General features: G+C 43.6%; 12 protein-coding genes. 9 read left to right on the top strand and 3 right to left on the bottom strand.

The window, feature by feature from the left end:
* The first annotated feature begins 256 nt into the window (after positions 1-256).
* From HCG69_RS05500 to HCG69_RS05540, 9 genes are all read left to right on the top strand, one after another.
* Entirely contained in the window at positions 257-1222 is a 966-nt protein-coding gene (locus HCG69_RS05500; RefSeq protein WP_002558117.1) for a PorP/SprF family type IX secretion system membrane protein, read from the top strand.
* A gap of 14 nt (positions 1223-1236) precedes the next feature.
* The gene (locus HCG69_RS05505) at positions 1237-2673 is read left to right on the top strand and encodes an SUMF1/EgtB/PvdO family nonheme iron enzyme (RefSeq protein WP_002558116.1); all 1437 of its coding nucleotides are present in this window, start codon (positions 1237-1239) and stop codon (positions 2671-2673) included.
* Positions 2674-2675: 2 nt separating this feature from the next.
* Complete coding sequence (gene gldL / locus HCG69_RS05510) at positions 2676-3455, top strand: gliding motility protein GldL (protein ID WP_221649205.1); 780 nt, start codon at positions 2676-2678, stop codon at positions 3453-3455.
* Positions 3456-3467: 12 nt separating this feature from the next.
* Positions 3468-4964: a gliding motility protein GldM gene (gene gldM / locus HCG69_RS05515; RefSeq protein WP_221649206.1), complete on the top strand. Its 1497-nt coding sequence runs from the start codon at positions 3468-3470 to the stop codon at positions 4962-4964.
* A 27-nt stretch (positions 4965-4991) separates the two neighbouring features.
* Positions 4992-6104: a gliding motility protein GldN gene (gene gldN / locus HCG69_RS05520; RefSeq protein ID WP_221649207.1), complete on the top strand. Its 1113-nt coding sequence runs from the start codon at positions 4992-4994 to the stop codon at positions 6102-6104.
* A 74-nt stretch (positions 6105-6178) separates the two neighbouring features.
* Positions 6179-6763, top strand: coding sequence for a porin family protein (locus HCG69_RS05525; protein ID WP_221649208.1), 585 nt, complete (start codon positions 6179-6181; stop codon positions 6761-6763).
* 242 nt (positions 6764-7005) lie between these two features.
* The gene (gene priA, locus HCG69_RS05530; RefSeq protein ID WP_221649209.1) at positions 7006-9462 is read left to right on the top strand and encodes a primosomal protein N'; all 2457 of its coding nucleotides are present in this window, start codon (positions 7006-7008) and stop codon (positions 9460-9462) included.
* A 34-nt stretch (positions 9463-9496) separates the two neighbouring features.
* A complete protein-coding gene (locus HCG69_RS05535) occupies positions 9497-11296 on the top strand; it encodes a DUF4091 domain-containing protein (protein WP_221649210.1) in 1800 nt (599 codons plus the stop codon).
* A gap of 39 nt (positions 11297-11335) precedes the next feature.
* Positions 11336-11797, top strand: a complete 462-nt coding sequence (locus HCG69_RS05540) for a low molecular weight protein-tyrosine-phosphatase (protein ID WP_221649211.1) — start codon at positions 11336-11338, stop codon at positions 11795-11797.
* 118 nt (positions 11798-11915) lie between these two features.
* Here HCG69_RS05540 and HCG69_RS05545 read toward each other — a convergent pair whose 3' ends face one another.
* From HCG69_RS05545 to HCG69_RS05555, 3 genes are read right to left on the bottom strand one after another with little or no spacing between them, the layout of a single operon-like run.
* Entirely contained in the window at positions 11916-13457 is a 1542-nt protein-coding gene (locus tag HCG69_RS05545; RefSeq protein ID WP_007487418.1) for a Gfo/Idh/MocA family protein, read from the bottom strand.
* A gap of 54 nt (positions 13458-13511) precedes the next feature.
* The gene (locus HCG69_RS05550) at positions 13512-15602 is read right to left on the bottom strand and encodes a glycoside hydrolase family 2 protein (protein WP_255585462.1); all 2091 of its coding nucleotides are present in this window, start codon (positions 15600-15602) and stop codon (positions 13512-13514) included.
* 42 nt (positions 15603-15644) lie between these two features.
* Positions 15645-16754 (bottom strand): glycoside hydrolase family 105 protein, encoded by a 1110-nt coding sequence (locus HCG69_RS05555; protein WP_221649213.1) that lies wholly within the window; start codon positions 16752-16754, stop codon positions 15645-15647.
* Positions 16755-17115 lie beyond the last annotated feature (361 nt).

The raw sequence follows: 17115 nt of genomic DNA on the forward strand, positions 1-17115 counted from the left end.
TATAAAACATCCGGATGTTTTGATGAAGAACATCCGGGCGTTTTTGTAATAGGGTAGTACTGTTTATTGGTGCAGGAATAAGATATACAGTACATTATATCGGTATATATTTGAACAGAAAAAGTATATAGTCTATATGTATACATCTAAAAGAAGAGTCAACTGTTAATTTTCAAGACATTGCCATCACATCACATTATCAAATGATTTACTCCTTTCACACAATTTTTTTTCGGTTTTATAGTTCTTTATACTGATGAACCGGTTTCTTTTTATATGTATCCTCACTACCCTGGCTTTGTTCTCTTCTTTGAAAGTCAAGGCGCAGTTTGATGTGCACTTCACTCAATACTGGGATTTGAAGGGCTTTTATAACCCTGCGTGGGCAGGACAGACTGATAAACTCAATATTTCCGGTACATACTCTATGCAAATGATGAACTTCACCCATGCTCCGCGTAGTATGTATTTTGGTGCTGACATGCCTTTTTCGCTGTTCAATAAAAAGCATGGAGTAGGAGCGGGTTTTTTCAATGAGGGTATCGGACTCTTTAGAAATCAACGTGTCTGGCTGCAGTATTCTTATAAGCACCAAATACGGAAAGGAAGGTTGGGCATTGGTTTACAGGTGGGCTTTATCAATGTCTCCTTTGATCCTGCAAATATTTATCTCGGAGAAGACCAACAGGATGATCCGGCTTTTCCTACCCAGCAACAAAGTGGTATGGGGCTTGATTTGGGGATAGGTGGATTTTATTCGCATCCGAAATTTTATGTCGGTTTCTCTGGGCAACATTTAACCTCACCAACCGTAGAATTCGGGACACAAGAGAGCGGTACGACCAATGAATTTAAGGTTGATCCAATGCTTTATTTCACGGGAGGATACAATATTCAGACTCGTAATCCGTTAGTTTCCATACAACCATCGCTCTTATTACAGAGTAATTTAACTTCGGTAAGACTCGATATGACAGGTCGTGTATTGTACACTTTTAACGAAAGAGTATTTGTTGGTGGGCTCACCTATTCGCCGGGAGTTTCTGTTACAATCAGTTTGGGAGCTACGATTCGTGGAGTAACAGTAGGATATGCTTACGAAGCTTATACCTCGAAAATTGGGATCGGAAACGGGAGCCATGATCTGGTAGTAAGTTATGCGATGGATATCAATTTATTTAAGAAAAGTAAGAATAAACATAAGAGTATACGAATCTTATAATTGTGAAGAAAAGAATGAGAAGTAAAAACTGTATAGCAGTGACGTTGCTGGTCGCTTTGCTTTCTTCGTGTATGGGACGCATGGTAGGAGGAGGCTCCGGCGCACCTGGCGGAGAGGTGACAGGTGTCAGTACTACGGCATGGAACGAACCCGCCCCTTATGGCATGGTGCTGATAAAACGAGGTTCTCTGAAGATGGGTCCCGAAGAACAGGATTCGCTTTGGGGTGCTCCCGTACCGACAAAAGAAATATCGGTGGAGTCTTTCTGGATGGATGAGACGGAGGTTTCCGTGGCCAAATACAAACAGTTTGTATACTGGGTGCGCGATTCTATTATTCGTGAACGTCTTGCTGATCCGGCATACGGAGGCAATGAACTTTATAAAATAGAAGAAGACCGGGAAGGCAATCCTATCAAACCTTATCTTAACTGGTCGAAACCTATTCCATGGAGAAAAGCCACAGAAGATGAGCAGATGGCTATCCAGAGTGTCTATAGGAAACATCCGGTGGATGGGACGATGATGCTGGACGCTTCACAAATGAACTATTACTATGAAGTTTATGACTATGTGGAGGCTGCTAAGCGCCGTAACCGTCTGAATCCTACGGAACGCAATAAGAATACAGATATTCCTGCCAATCCGGATGAGGTGATTATGATTTCTAAGGATACGGCTTACATTGATGATGACGGTCGTATTGTGAATCGTACGATTACGCGTCCGCTCTCCAGCGAATGGGATTTTCTGAACAGTTACATCATTAATATCTATCCCGATACAACGTGCTGGGTAAATGACTTCCCGAATGCGAACCATGAGTCATATATGCGTTTGTATTTCAATCATCCAAGTTATAATGACAATCCGATTGTGGGTATCAGCTGGGAACAGGCAAATGCTTTCTGTGTGTGGCGTACCAATTATTTGCTTGCCGGACTCAAAGGACAAGCCCGGTTCATACAGCGTTATCGCCTCCCGACAGAGGCCGAATGGGAATTTGCAGCACGCGGACGTGATGGCAATAAATACCCGTGGTCTGACGAAGAGACGAAAGATGAGAAGGGATGCTACAAAGCTAACTATAAACCCGGTAAGGGAGACTATACGAAAGACGGTAACCTGATTACTACCCGGGTAGGAGCATATTCACCCAATGTGAACGGACTTTATGATATGGCAGGTAATGTCTCTGAATGGACATCGACAGTATATACAGAGTCGGGCGTGATGTCAATGAGCGATGTCAATCCGGATTTGCGGTACAATGCTGCTATAGAAGATCCCTACAGGATGAAGAAGAAAGTGGTTCGTGGTGGTTCATGGAAAGATGTCAATGCATTTATTCGTTCGGATGCCCGAACTTCAGAATATCAAAACGAACAGCGTTCCTATATCGGTTTCCGATGCGTACGTACACAGGTTGGTTATAATAAGAAAGGAAGATAATTATGGCAAATAGAGATAATAAGAGAAGTTTGCGGCAGAAAATACAGGATTTTATGTCTACTCCCAAGGGACAGACAATCATGAACTACGCTTACAACTGGGGAGCATCGGTAGTAATCATGGGTACGCTCTTTAAATTAACTCACTTGCCGGGGGCCAACTTTATGTTGTTTGCCGGGATGGGTACTGAGGTATTGATATTCTTCCTTTCTGCTTTCGATCTTTCGGGTGTGAAGCGGAAAGAAGAGGATACCGGAGAACCCATGGTAGTGGGTGCTATGCCCGCTGGTGCGGTGGTTACCGGTGATACTTTACCCCAACAGGGAGTAATGCCGATGAATGCCGGTGCTATGGCCGGAGGGAATGTAGCTGCAGCCGGAGGAAGTCCTTCGATAGTAGTGGTACAAGGTGGTGCGCCTGTACAGGCAGGTGCTCCGGTGTCACCTGTTCAGTCTGTTGCTGATCCGGTGAATAATGCACCTGTTACTCCGGAGATGGAAGAAGCTACTGCTGCTTATCTGGAGCAGTTGAAGGCGATGACTGAAATGCTTTCCCGTTGTACGGAACAGGCACAGACTATTTCTCAGGATACGGAACAAATGAATCTGTTGAGTAAAAACCTTGCAGGTATCAATGCTATTTACGAAATGCAGTTGCGTAGTGTAAGTACACAGATAGGAACCATTGACCAGGTACATGAACAAACTCGCAGAATGGCCCGTCAGATTGAAGAACTCAACGAAGTGTATGCCCGTATGTTGCAGGCTATGACTTCAAAATAAAAAAGAACAATTATGAGCTTTGGATCACAGACACCGCGCCAGAAGATGATAAACCTTATGTATATCGTTCTTATGGCATTGCTGGCACTCAACGTCTCCTCGGATGTGTTGCGTGGCTTTACCCTTGTGGATGAAAGTCTGACGCGTACTACATCCAATTCCTCCGAACAGAACCGTTCACTGTACAATGCATTGGCGGAGTCTATGGAGAAAAACCCTGAAAAGGTGGGGCCGTGGTATGATAAAGCAATGCATGTAAAGCGGATGTCCGACTCACTCTATGTTTTCGTGGGAGACCTGAAAGCGAAGATTAATGAATCAAGCCAGGAAGACCTGGAAGCAGCTTCTTATGTGATGTTTTCCCCCCGTACGGGCAAAGGAAAAGAATTGGCTTCGTGGATCAGTAAATATAAAACCGAAATTCTGGCACAGATAGAAGATCCGGTACAGAAGAAAATCATCAGCGATAACCTTACGCTGAACATTCCCCGTCTTTTTGAAGGTACTCCGGTGGCTGCTGCAGCTACTCTGCTTACAAAATTGCAGAGCGATATACGTTATGCTGAAGGTGAAGTATTACATACGCTGACAAAAGACATTGATGTACATGATGTGCGTGTGAATCAGATTAATGCTTACGTGATTCCCAGTTCGCAGAATGTGGTGCGTGGTGGTAAATTGAGTGCACAGATTATTCTGGCAGCAGTAGACTCTACCCAACGTCCTGCTATCTACATTGGTGACAAACAATTGCCCGAAGATGCTCATGGATTTTATGAGACGGTTTGTAATACTACCGGTGAGTTTACTCTTCAAGGATATATGGAATTGAACCGGGGGAATGGCGATATATTGCGTCGTGATTTCTCTCAGAAATATAATGTGGTAGAACCTTCTGCTACTGTTTCGGCTACTTTGATGAATGTGTTGTATGCCGGATATGACAACCCGATCAGTATTTCTGTACCGGGGGTTCCCAGCGGACAGGTACAGGCGAGTATTGCAAACGGCAATGGAACACTGCAACGGGTAGGCGGTGGCTATGTGGCACGCCCTACAGCTATCGGAAAAGAGGCCGTGATACGTGTTACGGCAACAGTAGATGGACGTACACAGGTTATGGGCGATTATTCGTACCGGGTGCGCCAATTGCCCGATCCTTCTCCGTTTATAGAGTATAAGGATGCCAATGGTAATATGAAACGTTATCGCGGCGGAAGTGGTTTGCCAAAAGCTGTGCTGATGAATACGGACGGTATTATTGCTGCTATTGATGATGGATTGCTGAATATTAATTTCCAGGTATTAGGCTTCGAAACTACTTTCTTTGATAATATGGGTAATGCTGTACCGGAAGTTTCATCCGGTGCCAGTTTCTCGTCCCGGCAGAAAGATATGTTCCGTCGCTTGTCACGTGGAAAACGCTTTTATATCTCACGGGTACGTGCTAAAGGGCCGGACGGTGTAGAACGTTCATTGCCAACGACACTGGAAGTGATAGTGAATTAATAACGAATTACAAATTACGAGTTACGAATGATGAAACGTAAAATTATTATAGCTGTTGGAGTTACCATGTTGTTAGGGATACTTCCCACATGGGCACAACCGAAGGCCCGCGCTGCTCAGGAAGAGAATAAGAGTGCCAACGAACTCTCTGTCCGTGCTCAGACCAGATATCCTGGTTCCAAATCACTTCCGCAAGATGTGGTATGGACACGTGAGATTTATCGTACATTGGATATGACGAAAGAAGAGAACGGAGCACTTTATTATCCGGTAGAACCAATGGGAGACAGAATGAATCTTTTCTCGTTGATCTTTAAATTGTTGGGGCAAAAGAAGATTCCGGCGTATGAATATACGTTGGATGGCACAGAGCGATTGACAGCTGATAATGAGATCAAGTTCAAGGATGTGCTTGACCGTTTCAGCATCTATTACGAACAGAGAAAACTGAAAGATCGTCGGGATAGTGTATTGGTTATAGAAAACAGTGATATACCTTCTGGTGATATATTGAGTTATTTTGTGAAGGAAGTGTGGTATTTTGACCAGCGTTCTTCTACTTACGGTTCGGTGATAACAGCTCTTTGTCCGGTATATCATCGCTCAGAAGATTTTAGTTCGGAACGGGTAAAATTACCTATGTTCTGGGTGAACTATAAAGATATTGCTCCTTATTTGAATGGAGCTATGGTGATGGCCAGCAACTTTAATAATGTGGCCAACCGTAGTATGGATGATTTCTTTGTTACCCGTCAATATAACGGGGAGATCTATAAAACTACCAATTTACAGAATCGTCCTTTGGCCGAATATTGTAAGACCGATAGTGCAATGATGAAGGAGCAGAAGAGGATAGAAACAGAACTGGCCAGTTTTGAAAAACATTTGTATGGATCGGATACACTTTCTACAGTTACCAAACCAGCTATCAAAGAAAAAGTTTCTGCGAAGAAAACTGCAAAAGCGGCTGCCGAAGAGGCAGCAGTGGAGCAGGAAGCTACTGCTCAACCTGAGGAAACTGTAAAAACGAATTCAAAAAAGAAAGGGCGTGAGAAAACAACGAGTACTTCCAGCGCTCGTCAAGGTTCTAAACGTGAGGCGGCTGCTCCTAAAGCTTCAGTTCGCAGACAAAGACGATGAACAAAATAGTCCTAATTTGTGTTTTTTAATTTTAAATACATATCTTTGTCCCGAATTTTAAACACAATTTGATTATGAAAAGAATTATAAGTGTATTATTGGTAGCTGTATGTATAGGTATGGCTATGCCTGCCCAGGCACAACTTAAGTGGGGTGTTAAAGGTGGTGTGAATGTTGCAAAAGTGACTTTTGATGATAAACTTCTGAAATCAGATAATATGGCAGGTTTCTTTATCGGTCCCATGGCTGAATTTACAATTCCTGTTGTAGGACTGGGAATCGATGGTTCGCTGTTGTTCTCTCAGAAAGGTATTAAGGCTGATAACGACGCTGTAAAGCAATATGGATTGGATATTCCTGTGAATCTGAAGTATAATATAGGTTTGGGAAGTTTGCTGGGAATTTATCTCGCTGCAGGTCCTGATTTTTATTTTGATTTCAAAGGCAATGAAAATGGTTATGACAAGAGACGTGCAATGGTAGGTGTCAATGTAGGTGCCGGCTTGAAGTTAATTAAGCATTTGCAGATAGGTTTTAACTATAACATTCCTTTAGGAAAATCAGGTGATGTAACATGGAAAGATGGTTTTGATAGTGTCTTTAAAGCAGATAGTTATAAAACCAAGACTTGGCAGATTTCTGCTGCTTATCTTTTCTAAAATAGCTATTATTATATAACGCGGATTAACGCAAATTTACGCAGATAGTATGTTTAATCTGTGTAAATTTGCGTTAATCCGCGTTTTTGTTTAAAGTAGTCAATTGAGCCCTTTAACTCACTTTTCATACGTTTCTCTGCTTTGTATCTCTGCTCCAAAGCGGAGATAAACTGCATCTTGGCATAAAAAAGGAACGGGTTCATTTTATTCTGCTCCCGGTTTGCATTATCTTTGTCCTCGTAATGAAAAAATATGTTGATGTCATATTGCCACTGCCGCTTCCCCGGAGCTTTACGTATTCTCTCCCCGATGAGGGTGCGGAAAATATTCAGCCGGGGTGTCGGGTTGTGGTTCCTTTCGGACGGAAGAAGTTTTATACAGCTATTGTTTGTAATGTACATTTTTATGCCCCCGTTGAGTATGAAGTAAAAGAAATATCTGCTATACTTGATACTGATCCTGTTTTACTGCCGGTACAGTTTAAATTTTGGGAATGGTTGGCGGATTACTATCTCTGTACACAGGGAGATGTGTACAAAGCTGCTCTGCCCTCAGGGCTTAAACTCGAGAGTGAGACGATTGTAGAGTATAATCCGGATTTTGAGGCAGAAGGACGTTTGTCTGAGAAAGAACAACTCATCCTTGATTTATTGTCTAAAGAACCGGAGCAATGCGTCACCAAGCTGGAGAAGGAGAGTGGTATTAAAAACATTCTTACTGTTATTAAATCCTTGCTTGATAAAGAGGCTCTTTTTGTGAAGGAGGAACTTCGGCGAACCTATAAACCCAAAATCGAGGTTCGTGTTCGTCTGGCAGGTATTCCCGATGAAAGACGCCTGCATATTCTGTTTGACATTCTCTCCCGGGCGCCCAAGCAGTTGGCTTTGTTGATGAAATATGTAGAACTTTCGGGGGTGTTAGGCAATACCCCTGTGAGGGAGGTGTCTAAGAAAGAATTGCTGGAACGTGCCGGTGTTTCTCCCGCTGTGTTGAATGGATTGGTGGAGAAGAAGATTTTTGAGGTGTATTCTTGTGAAATCGGGCGTTTAAATGTTCAGGTCAACAATGTGGTATCTCTCAATCCGTTGAATGAACACCAACAGCGTGCACATGATGAGATAACAGAGCAGTTTCGTGATAAGAATGTCTGTTTGCTGCATGGTGTTACTTCCAGTGGAAAGACAGAAGTATATATTCATTTGATTAATGAAATGATCCGGCAGGGAAAACAGGTTCTTTATCTGTTGCCGGAAATAGCACTTACTACTCAGATTACCGAACGCTTGAAACGGGTATTTGGTGCTCGTTTGGGGATTTACCATTCAAAGTTTCCGGATGCGGAACGTGTGGAAATCTGGCAAAAGCAATTGGGTAATGAAGGATACGATATTATATTGGGAGTACGTTCTTCGGTTTTTCTTCCGTTTCGGAACCTTGGCTTGGTGATAGTGGATGAGGAACATGAGAATACCTATAAGCAACAAGACCCTGCACCTCGTTACCATGCCCGTAATGCGGCAATTGTCTTGTCTTCTTTGTATGGTGCGAAAGTTTTATTGGGTACTGCTACTCCTTCAGTGGAAACCTGGTATAATGCTACTACCGGCAAATACGGTTTGGTTGAGTTGAAAGAGCGATACAAAGAAATCAGGTTGCCGGAGATTATTCCCGTTGATATAAAGGAACTGCATCGTAAGAAGCGGATGGTAGGGCAATTCTCTCCGTTGCTTCTTCAATACATACGTGAGGCACTGGAGCAAAAAGAGCAGGTTATTCTGTTTCAGAACCGTCGTGGGTTTGCTCCGATGATTGAATGCCGCACTTGTGGGTGGGTACCTAAATGTAAGAATTGTGATGTCAGTCTGACTTATCATAAGGGTATCAACCAGTTGACTTGCCATTATTGTGGGTATACTTATCAGTTGCCCCGTTCCTGTCCTGCCTGTGACGGAACAGAGCTGGTTAATAGAGGATTTGGTACAGAGAAAATAGAAGATGATATAAAAATAGCTTTTCCTCAGGCGGCTGTGGCGCGTATGGATTTGGATACCACTCGTACCCGCTCTGCTTATGAAAAGATTATAGCCGACTTTGAACAGGGAAAAACGGATATTCTTATCGGTACACAGATGGTGTCCAAGGGATTGGATTTTGATCATGTCAGTGTGGTGGGAATTCTGAATGCGGATACCATGTTGAATTATCCGGATTTTCGTTCCTATGAACGGGCCTTTCAGTTGATGGCGCAAGTATCCGGACGTGCCGGAAGAAGAAATAAGCAAGGCCGTGTTGTATTGCAGACCAAAAGTATAGATCATCCTATTATCTCACAGGTGATGGCGAATGATTATGAACAAATGGTAAACGGGCAGCTTGCCGAAAGACAGATGTTCCATTATCCTCCTTATTACCGGTTGGTCTATGTATACCTGAAAAACCGGAATGAAGCAATGCTGGAACAAACGGCTGATGTAATGGCAGGAAAACTGCGTTCGGTATTCGGGGCACGGGTGTTAGGTCCGGATAAACCTCCGGTAGGACGTATTCAGACTTTTTTTATAAAGAAGATCGTTGTGAAGATAGAGTATAATGCTCCTATGAGCCGTGCGCGGGAGTTACTCCTGCAAGTACAGCGTGAAATGATTGAAGATGAGCGTTTCAAATCATTGATAGTGTACTACGATGTCGATCCTATGTAGATTTATATATTTATTTACCCTTAGAATAGAAACTATGAAGCGAATTACGGTATTTTTATTTTCTTGTATGTTGGGCACGGGAATCTCCTTTGCTCAGCAAGGAACAACCCAGTGTGGGGTGCCAACCGGACAAGCTCCTTACCCGGTGAACTCTTATATAGAGTTGCCGGACCCGGTGCAGTCCTCGGCGCAGGAATGGGCTGCGGTTAAATCTCCGCATACTTCCTGGGGAACCACAGATGTACGTTATGCAAAACATGTTGTGCCGGGGTTAAAACAGCAAAACACCCTTCGGTTAAGTGCCTGGCGTGGTGAAAGAGTAAATGCGCAGGCCGTTGTATGGACGGGTAGCGAGGTAAAAGAGTTGAATTGTAGCCTTACTGATTTGAAGAATAACAAAGGTGACCTGATTCCTGCTGATGCCTGTAACCTTGGCTTTGTCCGTTATGTAATGACGGATGAACTGAATAAGGATAAGAAAGGTGGTTGCGGATATCGTCCCGATCATTCTTTATTTGATTCTTTGTTGGTGGCAGATCCAATAGATCATACCATACAGGATATGCAACTTCTGCCTATGACTACACAACCTGTTTGGGTGAAATGTCAGGTACCGCAATCGGTAGCTCCCGGAGTTTATAAAGGAGATTTACTGATTAAAGATGGTGAACAATTGCTGGGTAAGCTTCGGTTAGAAATTCAGGTGTCCAACCGGGTATTGCCTGTTCCTTCCCAGTGGGCTTACCATCTCGATCTTTGGCAAAATCCGTTTGCTGTGGCCCGTTATTATCAGGTACCGCTTTGGAGTCAGGAACATCTGGATGTCATGCGGCCGTTGATGAAAATGTTGGCAGATGCCGGGCAGAAGATTATTACCGCCAGTATAATGCACAAACCCTGGAACGGACAGACAGAAGATTTTTTTGAAACGATGGTGACCTGGATGAAAAAGGCAGATGGTACCTGGAGCTTTGATTATACAGTGTTCGACCGCTGGGTAGAGTTTATGATGAGTACGGGGATCAACCGGCAGATAAATTGTTATTCAATGGTGCCTTGGGAACTCTCATTTCAATATTTTGACCAGGCTTCCAATACGCTGCAAGCGGTGAAGACGGTTCCCGGAGATAAAGAGTACGAAGAGATGTGGGTGGCTATGTTATCCTCCTTTTCGAAGCATTTACGGGAAAAAGGATGGTTTGATATTTGCACGATTGCTATGGATGAACGTCCGATGGACGTGATGCAAAAGACATTGGCAGTGATTCGCAAAGCCGATCCGGAGTTCAAAGTGTCTTTGGCAGGTAATTATCATGCAGAGATTGAACCGGCTCTTTATGATTACTGCATCAGTATCGGACAGGAGTTTCCGGTGGATGTGCGTATGCGTCGCGCTTCGGAGAACAAACCGACCACTTATTATACCTCCTGTGCTGAGGCTTATCCCAATACATTTACCTTTTCTGATCCGGCTGAGGCTGCCTGGATGAGCTTCTATTCAGCACAGAAACATTTGAATGGTTATCTGCGGTGGGCATACAATAGCTGGCCGCTCGAACCTTTGCTCGATTCCCGTTTCCGTACCTGGGCAGGTGGTGATACGTATCTGGTATATCCCGGTGCGCGTAGTTCCATCCGGTTCGAAAAGTTGATTGAAGGGATTCAGGCACATGAAAAGATAACTCTGCTCCGTAAAGAATTTTTAGAGAAAGGTAACAAAGCAGGCTGGAAAAAGATAGAGAAGATGTTGTCTGCTTTCCGTCTGGCTGATTTTCCGGAGACACCAGCTGCTGTAACTGTAAATAGGGCGAATGAGATTTTGAACTCATTGTAGTGTGAGAAAGAACCCCTTATTATAAATTGGATTGAATTAATGAAGAAGATATTGTTTGTTTGCCTCGGTAATATATGCCGTTCCTCTACAGCCGAAGGAGTGATGTTGCATCTTCTGAAAGAAGCTGGGCTGGAAGAGGAGTTTGTGATAGACTCTGCCGGTATTTTATCTTATCATCAGGGAGAGTTGCCGGATAGCCGGATGCGTGCTCATGCCGCCCGTCGTGGTTACAATCTGGTTCACCGTTCCCGTCCGGTACGTACTGAAGATTTTTATAATTTCGATCTTATAATCGGAATGGACGACCGGAACATTGATGATTTGAACGAGCGTGCCCCGGGCCCGGAAGAGCAGAAGAAAATTCATCGTATGACGGAATATTGTACCCGTATTCCTGCCGATCACGTCCCTGATCCGTATTATGGAGGTGCTGAAGGTTTTGAGTATGTGATTGATGTTCTTGAAGATGCCTGTAGCGGGTTACTGAATAATCTACGGTAGAATATACTTAGTGTACCTTTGCATTTGTAATGCTTATCGGTTAAAAGAAGAGCCATCTTCAACCTGCCCGGACAGATTGAGGATGGCTCTCTTTATGATTAGAAGCTATAAACTTCTTTTATTTCTCTTCAGCCCACTCTTTGGCTCCCTGTTCTTTCAGTTTTTCTGTGAAAGCTTTGGCCTTTTCCATAGTGGCAGCTTCGTCTTCAGGGCTGGCATAAGCGTGTTTATAACCTTGTACTTTATTCCATTCGCCACGGGTAAAGTCAGGGAAAGCAACTGCAGCACAATTGTTATCCATAGACAATTCTCCCAGTTCTGCCAGGCAACACCATTCTGCCATATCATATACATCCATATCCAGTGGCAAGCCATTTTGCAGACAGTATACCAGACGGCTGTCCATGATGAAGTCCATACCGCCATGTCCGCCTACTTCTTTAGCCATTTCGCCATATTTCTTCAGAATAGGGTGCTGGTATTTCTCTACTAAAGCGTTCATCTCATCTTTGGGCAGGAAGCTATGAGAGCTAAGGTCGTCCACTTTGGGTTCTACTCCCGAAGCACTCATTTGCTTGGCATCCAGTGCATAACCCTGTACCGGGTATTTGTTAGCAAAGCCTTTGGTTCCTGTAAGCTGATATAAACGGTTGTAAGGTTGCGGAGTCATTACATTGTGCTGTATTTCGATCACTTTTCCATTCTCTGTACGAATGAGTGTTGTAGTGTGGTCACCATTGCGGAAGTTGTTGCAGGCCTCACCGGTTCTTTCTTCTACCAGTGCTTTGCCTACTGCCGATTTGGTATCCATGGCAACCAATGTCTTCATACGGTCTCCACGGTGTATATCCAGTGCCTGAGCTACAGGGCCAAGGCCATGAGTAGCGTATACATCGCCCCGGTGTTTCATATTGTAGTCCAGGCGCCAGCCTAACTTGTCAGCTTCTCCGTTCTTCCAATAATGATCCCAGAATGGCTCCAGATTATGAATATAAGCACCTTGGGCACGAAGTACTTCTCCGAATACTCCTTGCTGAGCCATATTCAATGTATTCATTTCAAACCAGTCATAACAGCAGTTTTCCAGAATCATGCAGTGTTTGCGTGTCTTTTCTGACATGTCGATCAATGCCCAGCACTCTTCCAGGTTCATAGCCGAAGGAACTTCAATGGCTACATTCTTACCATTTTCCATAGCACAGATAGCAACCGGGAAGTGATGTAACCAATCGGTAGCAATATAAACCAGGTCTATATCGTCACGTTTACACAACTCTTCGTATCCTTTTTCACCCGAGTAAACAGCCGCTTTAGGCATAGAAGCTTTTTTCAGATACTGCTGGCATTTTTCAGCACGTTCCTGTTCGTAATCACAAAGGGCTACAATCTGTGTACCCGGAATGTGGGTGAAACGCTCTACTGCACCAGGGCCACGCATGCCCAATCCTACAAAACCAACGCGAACGACATCCATTTTCGGAGTAGTCAGCCCGACTACACTGGTCTGTCCTGCGGGACGTTCCGGGGTTTCCACTACGATGGTTCCTTTATCCCAGCTCCAGTGGGTTCCTTTATCCGATACTTGTACGGATGGTGACTGGGCAGAGCATGCGGCAAAAGCTACACAAACACCCAATAATAAAAACTTTAATCCTTTCATGATATATAATTTATAGTTTAAAAATGTGGCAAAACAAGTTTGATACTTTGTGTATTACCAACCGGCGTGTACACTTTTATTAACATAGGAGTCTGCTTCCCGTTTTTTCTCACCGGTATAGTTCCATTCAATTTCGTCTTTATATTCTTTACCTTTGTACTGGACAATAGCTGTTAATGTATTCTTGCCATTATTCAGGGTTACTTCATCAAAGACGTAATGTACGTCTGTATATCCTTTTCGTATACCATTCAACTCTTGGCCGTTAAGATATACTTTCGGAGTACCTATATTGGAATATATAGTAACTGAAGTTACTTTCTTCTCGCGTTCGGTGTTTCTGCGTTGTGTAAGATACAACACCGGATCTTTACTCCAATTAGCTTTGTACCAAAAGTAAGAATCTTTTTTTATTTTCCGGTCAAAAGTAACCAGTCCTTTTAAATTACGTGCAGGTACTCCGCCGCGTCCCCACATCGGGACAGCGAAATCAAACGTATTCCAAAGGTAGGATGCAATGATAGATGGATGCTCAGCTATCACACTCCACTGGTATTCGTGTGTTTTTGTCTGAAAGGTTTCCGGATAGAAAGGTTTGGTCCAGTTCAGGGCGTCTCCCAGATATTCGGTTTGATGTTCGATATTGGCATCTGCTCCGTATTCCGTAAGCATTAGCTTTTGCCAGGGATACTCTTTTTCCATATTTTCTATCCAGGGCTTAATATCCTGAACCTTCTTTTCGTACCAACCGAAATAACGGTTCATCCCCTGTATGTCGGCGTTTTGGTTTACAGGATGTTCTGCATGCCCATATCCGTTTACTGAGACTGTGTACCTGTCGGGATCTTCCGTTTTAGCCAAATCATGTAAGGCTTGTGTTAATGAAGCCGTATATTCATGTGGTTGGTATACTTCATTATGGAGTCCCCATACGTAAATGGAAGGATGGTTGAAACTCTGCCTGATCAGTTCGCGCAATTGCGTCTGTGCGTTTTCTGCTTCATAGCCGGTTACACGGTTAACGAAAGGTATTTCTGCCCAGATAATCAATCCAAGACTATCACAACGGGAATAGAGATAATCGGATTGTTGGTAATGGGCAAAACGAACGGTAGTAGCTCCTACATCCATGATAGTAGCCAGGTCAAAATCGTGTTGCTCATTTTTAAGAGCACTTCCCAGGCCCCACCAGTCCTGATGTCTTGTCACTCCATACATCGGATATTTCTCTCCGTTCAGATAGAAGCCTTTGCCGGCTATGATCTCGTATTTGCGTACTCCCAATGGCTGGGTCACTTCATCAATCACTTTACCATCGGCCAACAGACGGGAAACAACTTTGTATAAATAAGGGTCTTTGCGGCCTTGCCATAAATGAGGTTTCTTGAGTTTAAAAGTAGTGTAATAACTTTGAGTTCCTTGCGGAGTAAGCTCAATGGCTTGATCGTCAGAAGCTACTTTCTTTCCCTCCTGTGTGTAAATTGTATTTTGGAGTACCAAAGATTCCGGTTTCAGACTGCCATTGTCCAGTTTCACTTTTACGGTAATATCTGCCGATTGATGCGACACATTTTTTTGTGTGATATAGACACCGGGCGAAGCACAATCCATAACTGTTATGTTACTTTGTTCCGTAACGATCAGCCACACGGGGCGATACATACCTCCATATACTCCAAAAAGACTGTGATTGACCGGGATAACATCCGGGCGGGCTGTGTTATCAGTTTTTACAAGAATCTCGTTATCTTCACCATATTTTAGAGCTGTTCCTATCTCTGTGGCGAAAGCGGAATATGCACCTTTGTGCGTACCCACCAGTTTCCCGTTTACATAAACTTCGGTACAGGTTCCTACTCCTTCAAATCGTAAGAATATTCGTTTGCTCTGCAAACTCTTGTCCGCATAATAGTTCTTTTTATAGTATCCTGTTCCTTCGTAAAAGGAGTTCACTTTCACCTGCATATCTTTAGCATTCCAGGTATGAGGAATTTCTACTTCCTCCCATTTAGAATTCCATTGGGAGACAACCTTTGCCGGTTCACTTGAAAAAGGGCCTTTTTTGAATAACCAGCCTTGATTGAAACTTATTGTCTCACGGGCGTGCAAGAGAGACGGGTAGCTACATAAGCAAGCGATGAGCAATAAATAGGTATAAATATGTTTCTTCACTGTATAGTATGATTATTAGTTTGCCATCTTGTAAATTTGACTGCCGGCCAATAAAAATGCACCGACTCCGTACACCTCGGTCATATCGCGGGTCACTTTACGCGGATCTGCTCCGATGGGTTGTACATAACCTAATTTGCCATCCGGTGCTACGGCATCCAACATGGCCTGCCAACCTTTTGTGATAACAGGCGCGAAGGTTTCTTTATCCAGCAATCCCTCGTTCACTCCATATGCCAAGGCATAGACAATAAAGCCGGTGGCACTGGTTTCGGGCGAAGGGTAAGAAGCGGGGTCGAGCAGGCTGGCATGCCAATATCCGTCCGGACTCTGTAACTCTGCTACACGCGTGCACAAAGTAACAAATAATTTTGCATAAAAGTCACGATTCTTGTCTTTTTTAGGGAGTGCCTGAAGTATTTCGGCAAGACCTCCGAGTACCCAACCGTTGCCACGTCCCCAGAAAACCTTCTTTCCGTTGGCTTCCTTTTTTCCGAAGTAGCGGCGGTCACGGTAAAATAAGTTTTCCTCTTTATCGAAAAGATAGTCGTAAGTAGCCTTGTATTCTTTATTCATGAACTTTATGTATTTTTTCTCTCCTGTGAGGGCGTAGAGTTTTGCATATACGGGAGGTGCCATGAAAAGGGCATCGCACCATGCCCAGCGGTCCAGTGTCTCTAACTTTCTGTAATCCAGTTCCAGGGTCGTTTTTGCAGGATGTTCTACCACCCAGTTGGCGCGGGCCATTACCGGCATGATCATTTTTTCCTGTTTGTACTTCTTGTATAAGTCGATAAAGGGTTGTCCCACCGCAATGAAATCGGCGTGGTACATCCATTTCCCTACCTGGAAATGATTCTTCCGCCCTATCTTCAATAACCATTTGTAGTAGGTATCGTTACCGTCTTCCTGTTCAGCTATTTCTGCCCAGTCTATCATGCCCATGTAGAGGGCCGCGTGCGTCCAGTCCAGGTCGTCGTGCTCAGCTCCGTTGTTGGGATTGGCTATCTGCCAATCAGCTACTCTTTTCATCACTTCTTTGGTGGTTGCCTTTGTGAAAGGTACCTGTGCCGATGCTACAGTTCCGATCAGATAGGCGACAAGGACCATAAAACCTTTTTTCATGAAATTGATTTAATTAATGATTCTACTTTAACTGTGGGATTATCATTTAGTATTACTACCCACTTTCTTTTTAGACACTAAAAATGGCGTTTACCCTATGTTGGTATCTTCAATTTTCATTGATTCATTACTGATCGGACATGAACTGAACTTACCACAGAGTAGCACAGAGTTTCACAGAGTATTATTTATCTGATGAAACGCGGATTAACACAGCTTAAAAGACTGTAGTTATTTATCATACATTTGTTCCCTTTTGTGAAAATCTGCGTTTATGCGTTTTAAAAAAGATTTAAACTCTGTGGAACTCCGTGTTACTCTGTGGTGAAATACACTCAAAACCGTACAGTGACGAAGATTA

Origin of the sequence: Bacteroides sp. K03 (assembly GCF_019734355.1) — a bacterium.
GTDB classification, from domain to species: Bacteria; Bacteroidota; Bacteroidia; order Bacteroidales; family Bacteroidaceae; genus Bacteroides; species Bacteroides nordii.

What these genes read in the sequence shown, in the direction of transcription:
- HCG69_RS05555 (WP_221649213.1), bottom strand. Translation starts at nt 16,754, where the DNA reads ATGAAAAAAGGTTTTATGGTCCTTGTCGCCTATCTGATCGGAACTGTA.
- priA (WP_221649209.1), top strand. Translation starts at nt 7,006, where the DNA reads ATGAAAAAATATGTTGATGTCATATTGCCACTGCCGCTTCCCCGGAGC.
- HCG69_RS05545 (WP_007487418.1), bottom strand. Translation starts at nt 13,457, where the DNA reads ATGAAAGGATTAAAGTTTTTATTATTGGGTGTTTGTGTAGCTTTTGCC.
- HCG69_RS05525 (WP_221649208.1), top strand. Translation starts at nt 6,179, where the DNA reads ATGAAAAGAATTATAAGTGTATTATTGGTAGCTGTATGTATAGGTATG.
- HCG69_RS05505 (WP_002558116.1), top strand. Translation starts at nt 1,237, where the DNA reads ATGAGAAGTAAAAACTGTATAGCAGTGACGTTGCTGGTCGCTTTGCTT.
- gldM (WP_221649206.1), top strand. Translation starts at nt 3,468, where the DNA reads ATGAGCTTTGGATCACAGACACCGCGCCAGAAGATGATAAACCTTATG.
- HCG69_RS05535 (WP_221649210.1), top strand. Translation starts at nt 9,497, where the DNA reads ATGAAGCGAATTACGGTATTTTTATTTTCTTGTATGTTGGGCACGGGA.
- gldL (WP_221649205.1), top strand. Translation starts at nt 2,676, where the DNA reads ATGGCAAATAGAGATAATAAGAGAAGTTTGCGGCAGAAAATACAGGAT.
- gldN (WP_221649207.1), top strand. Translation starts at nt 4,992, where the DNA reads ATGATGAAACGTAAAATTATTATAGCTGTTGGAGTTACCATGTTGTTA.
- HCG69_RS05500 (WP_002558117.1), top strand. Translation starts at nt 257, where the DNA reads ATGAACCGGTTTCTTTTTATATGTATCCTCACTACCCTGGCTTTGTTC.
- HCG69_RS05540 (WP_221649211.1), top strand. Translation starts at nt 11,336, where the DNA reads ATGAAGAAGATATTGTTTGTTTGCCTCGGTAATATATGCCGTTCCTCT.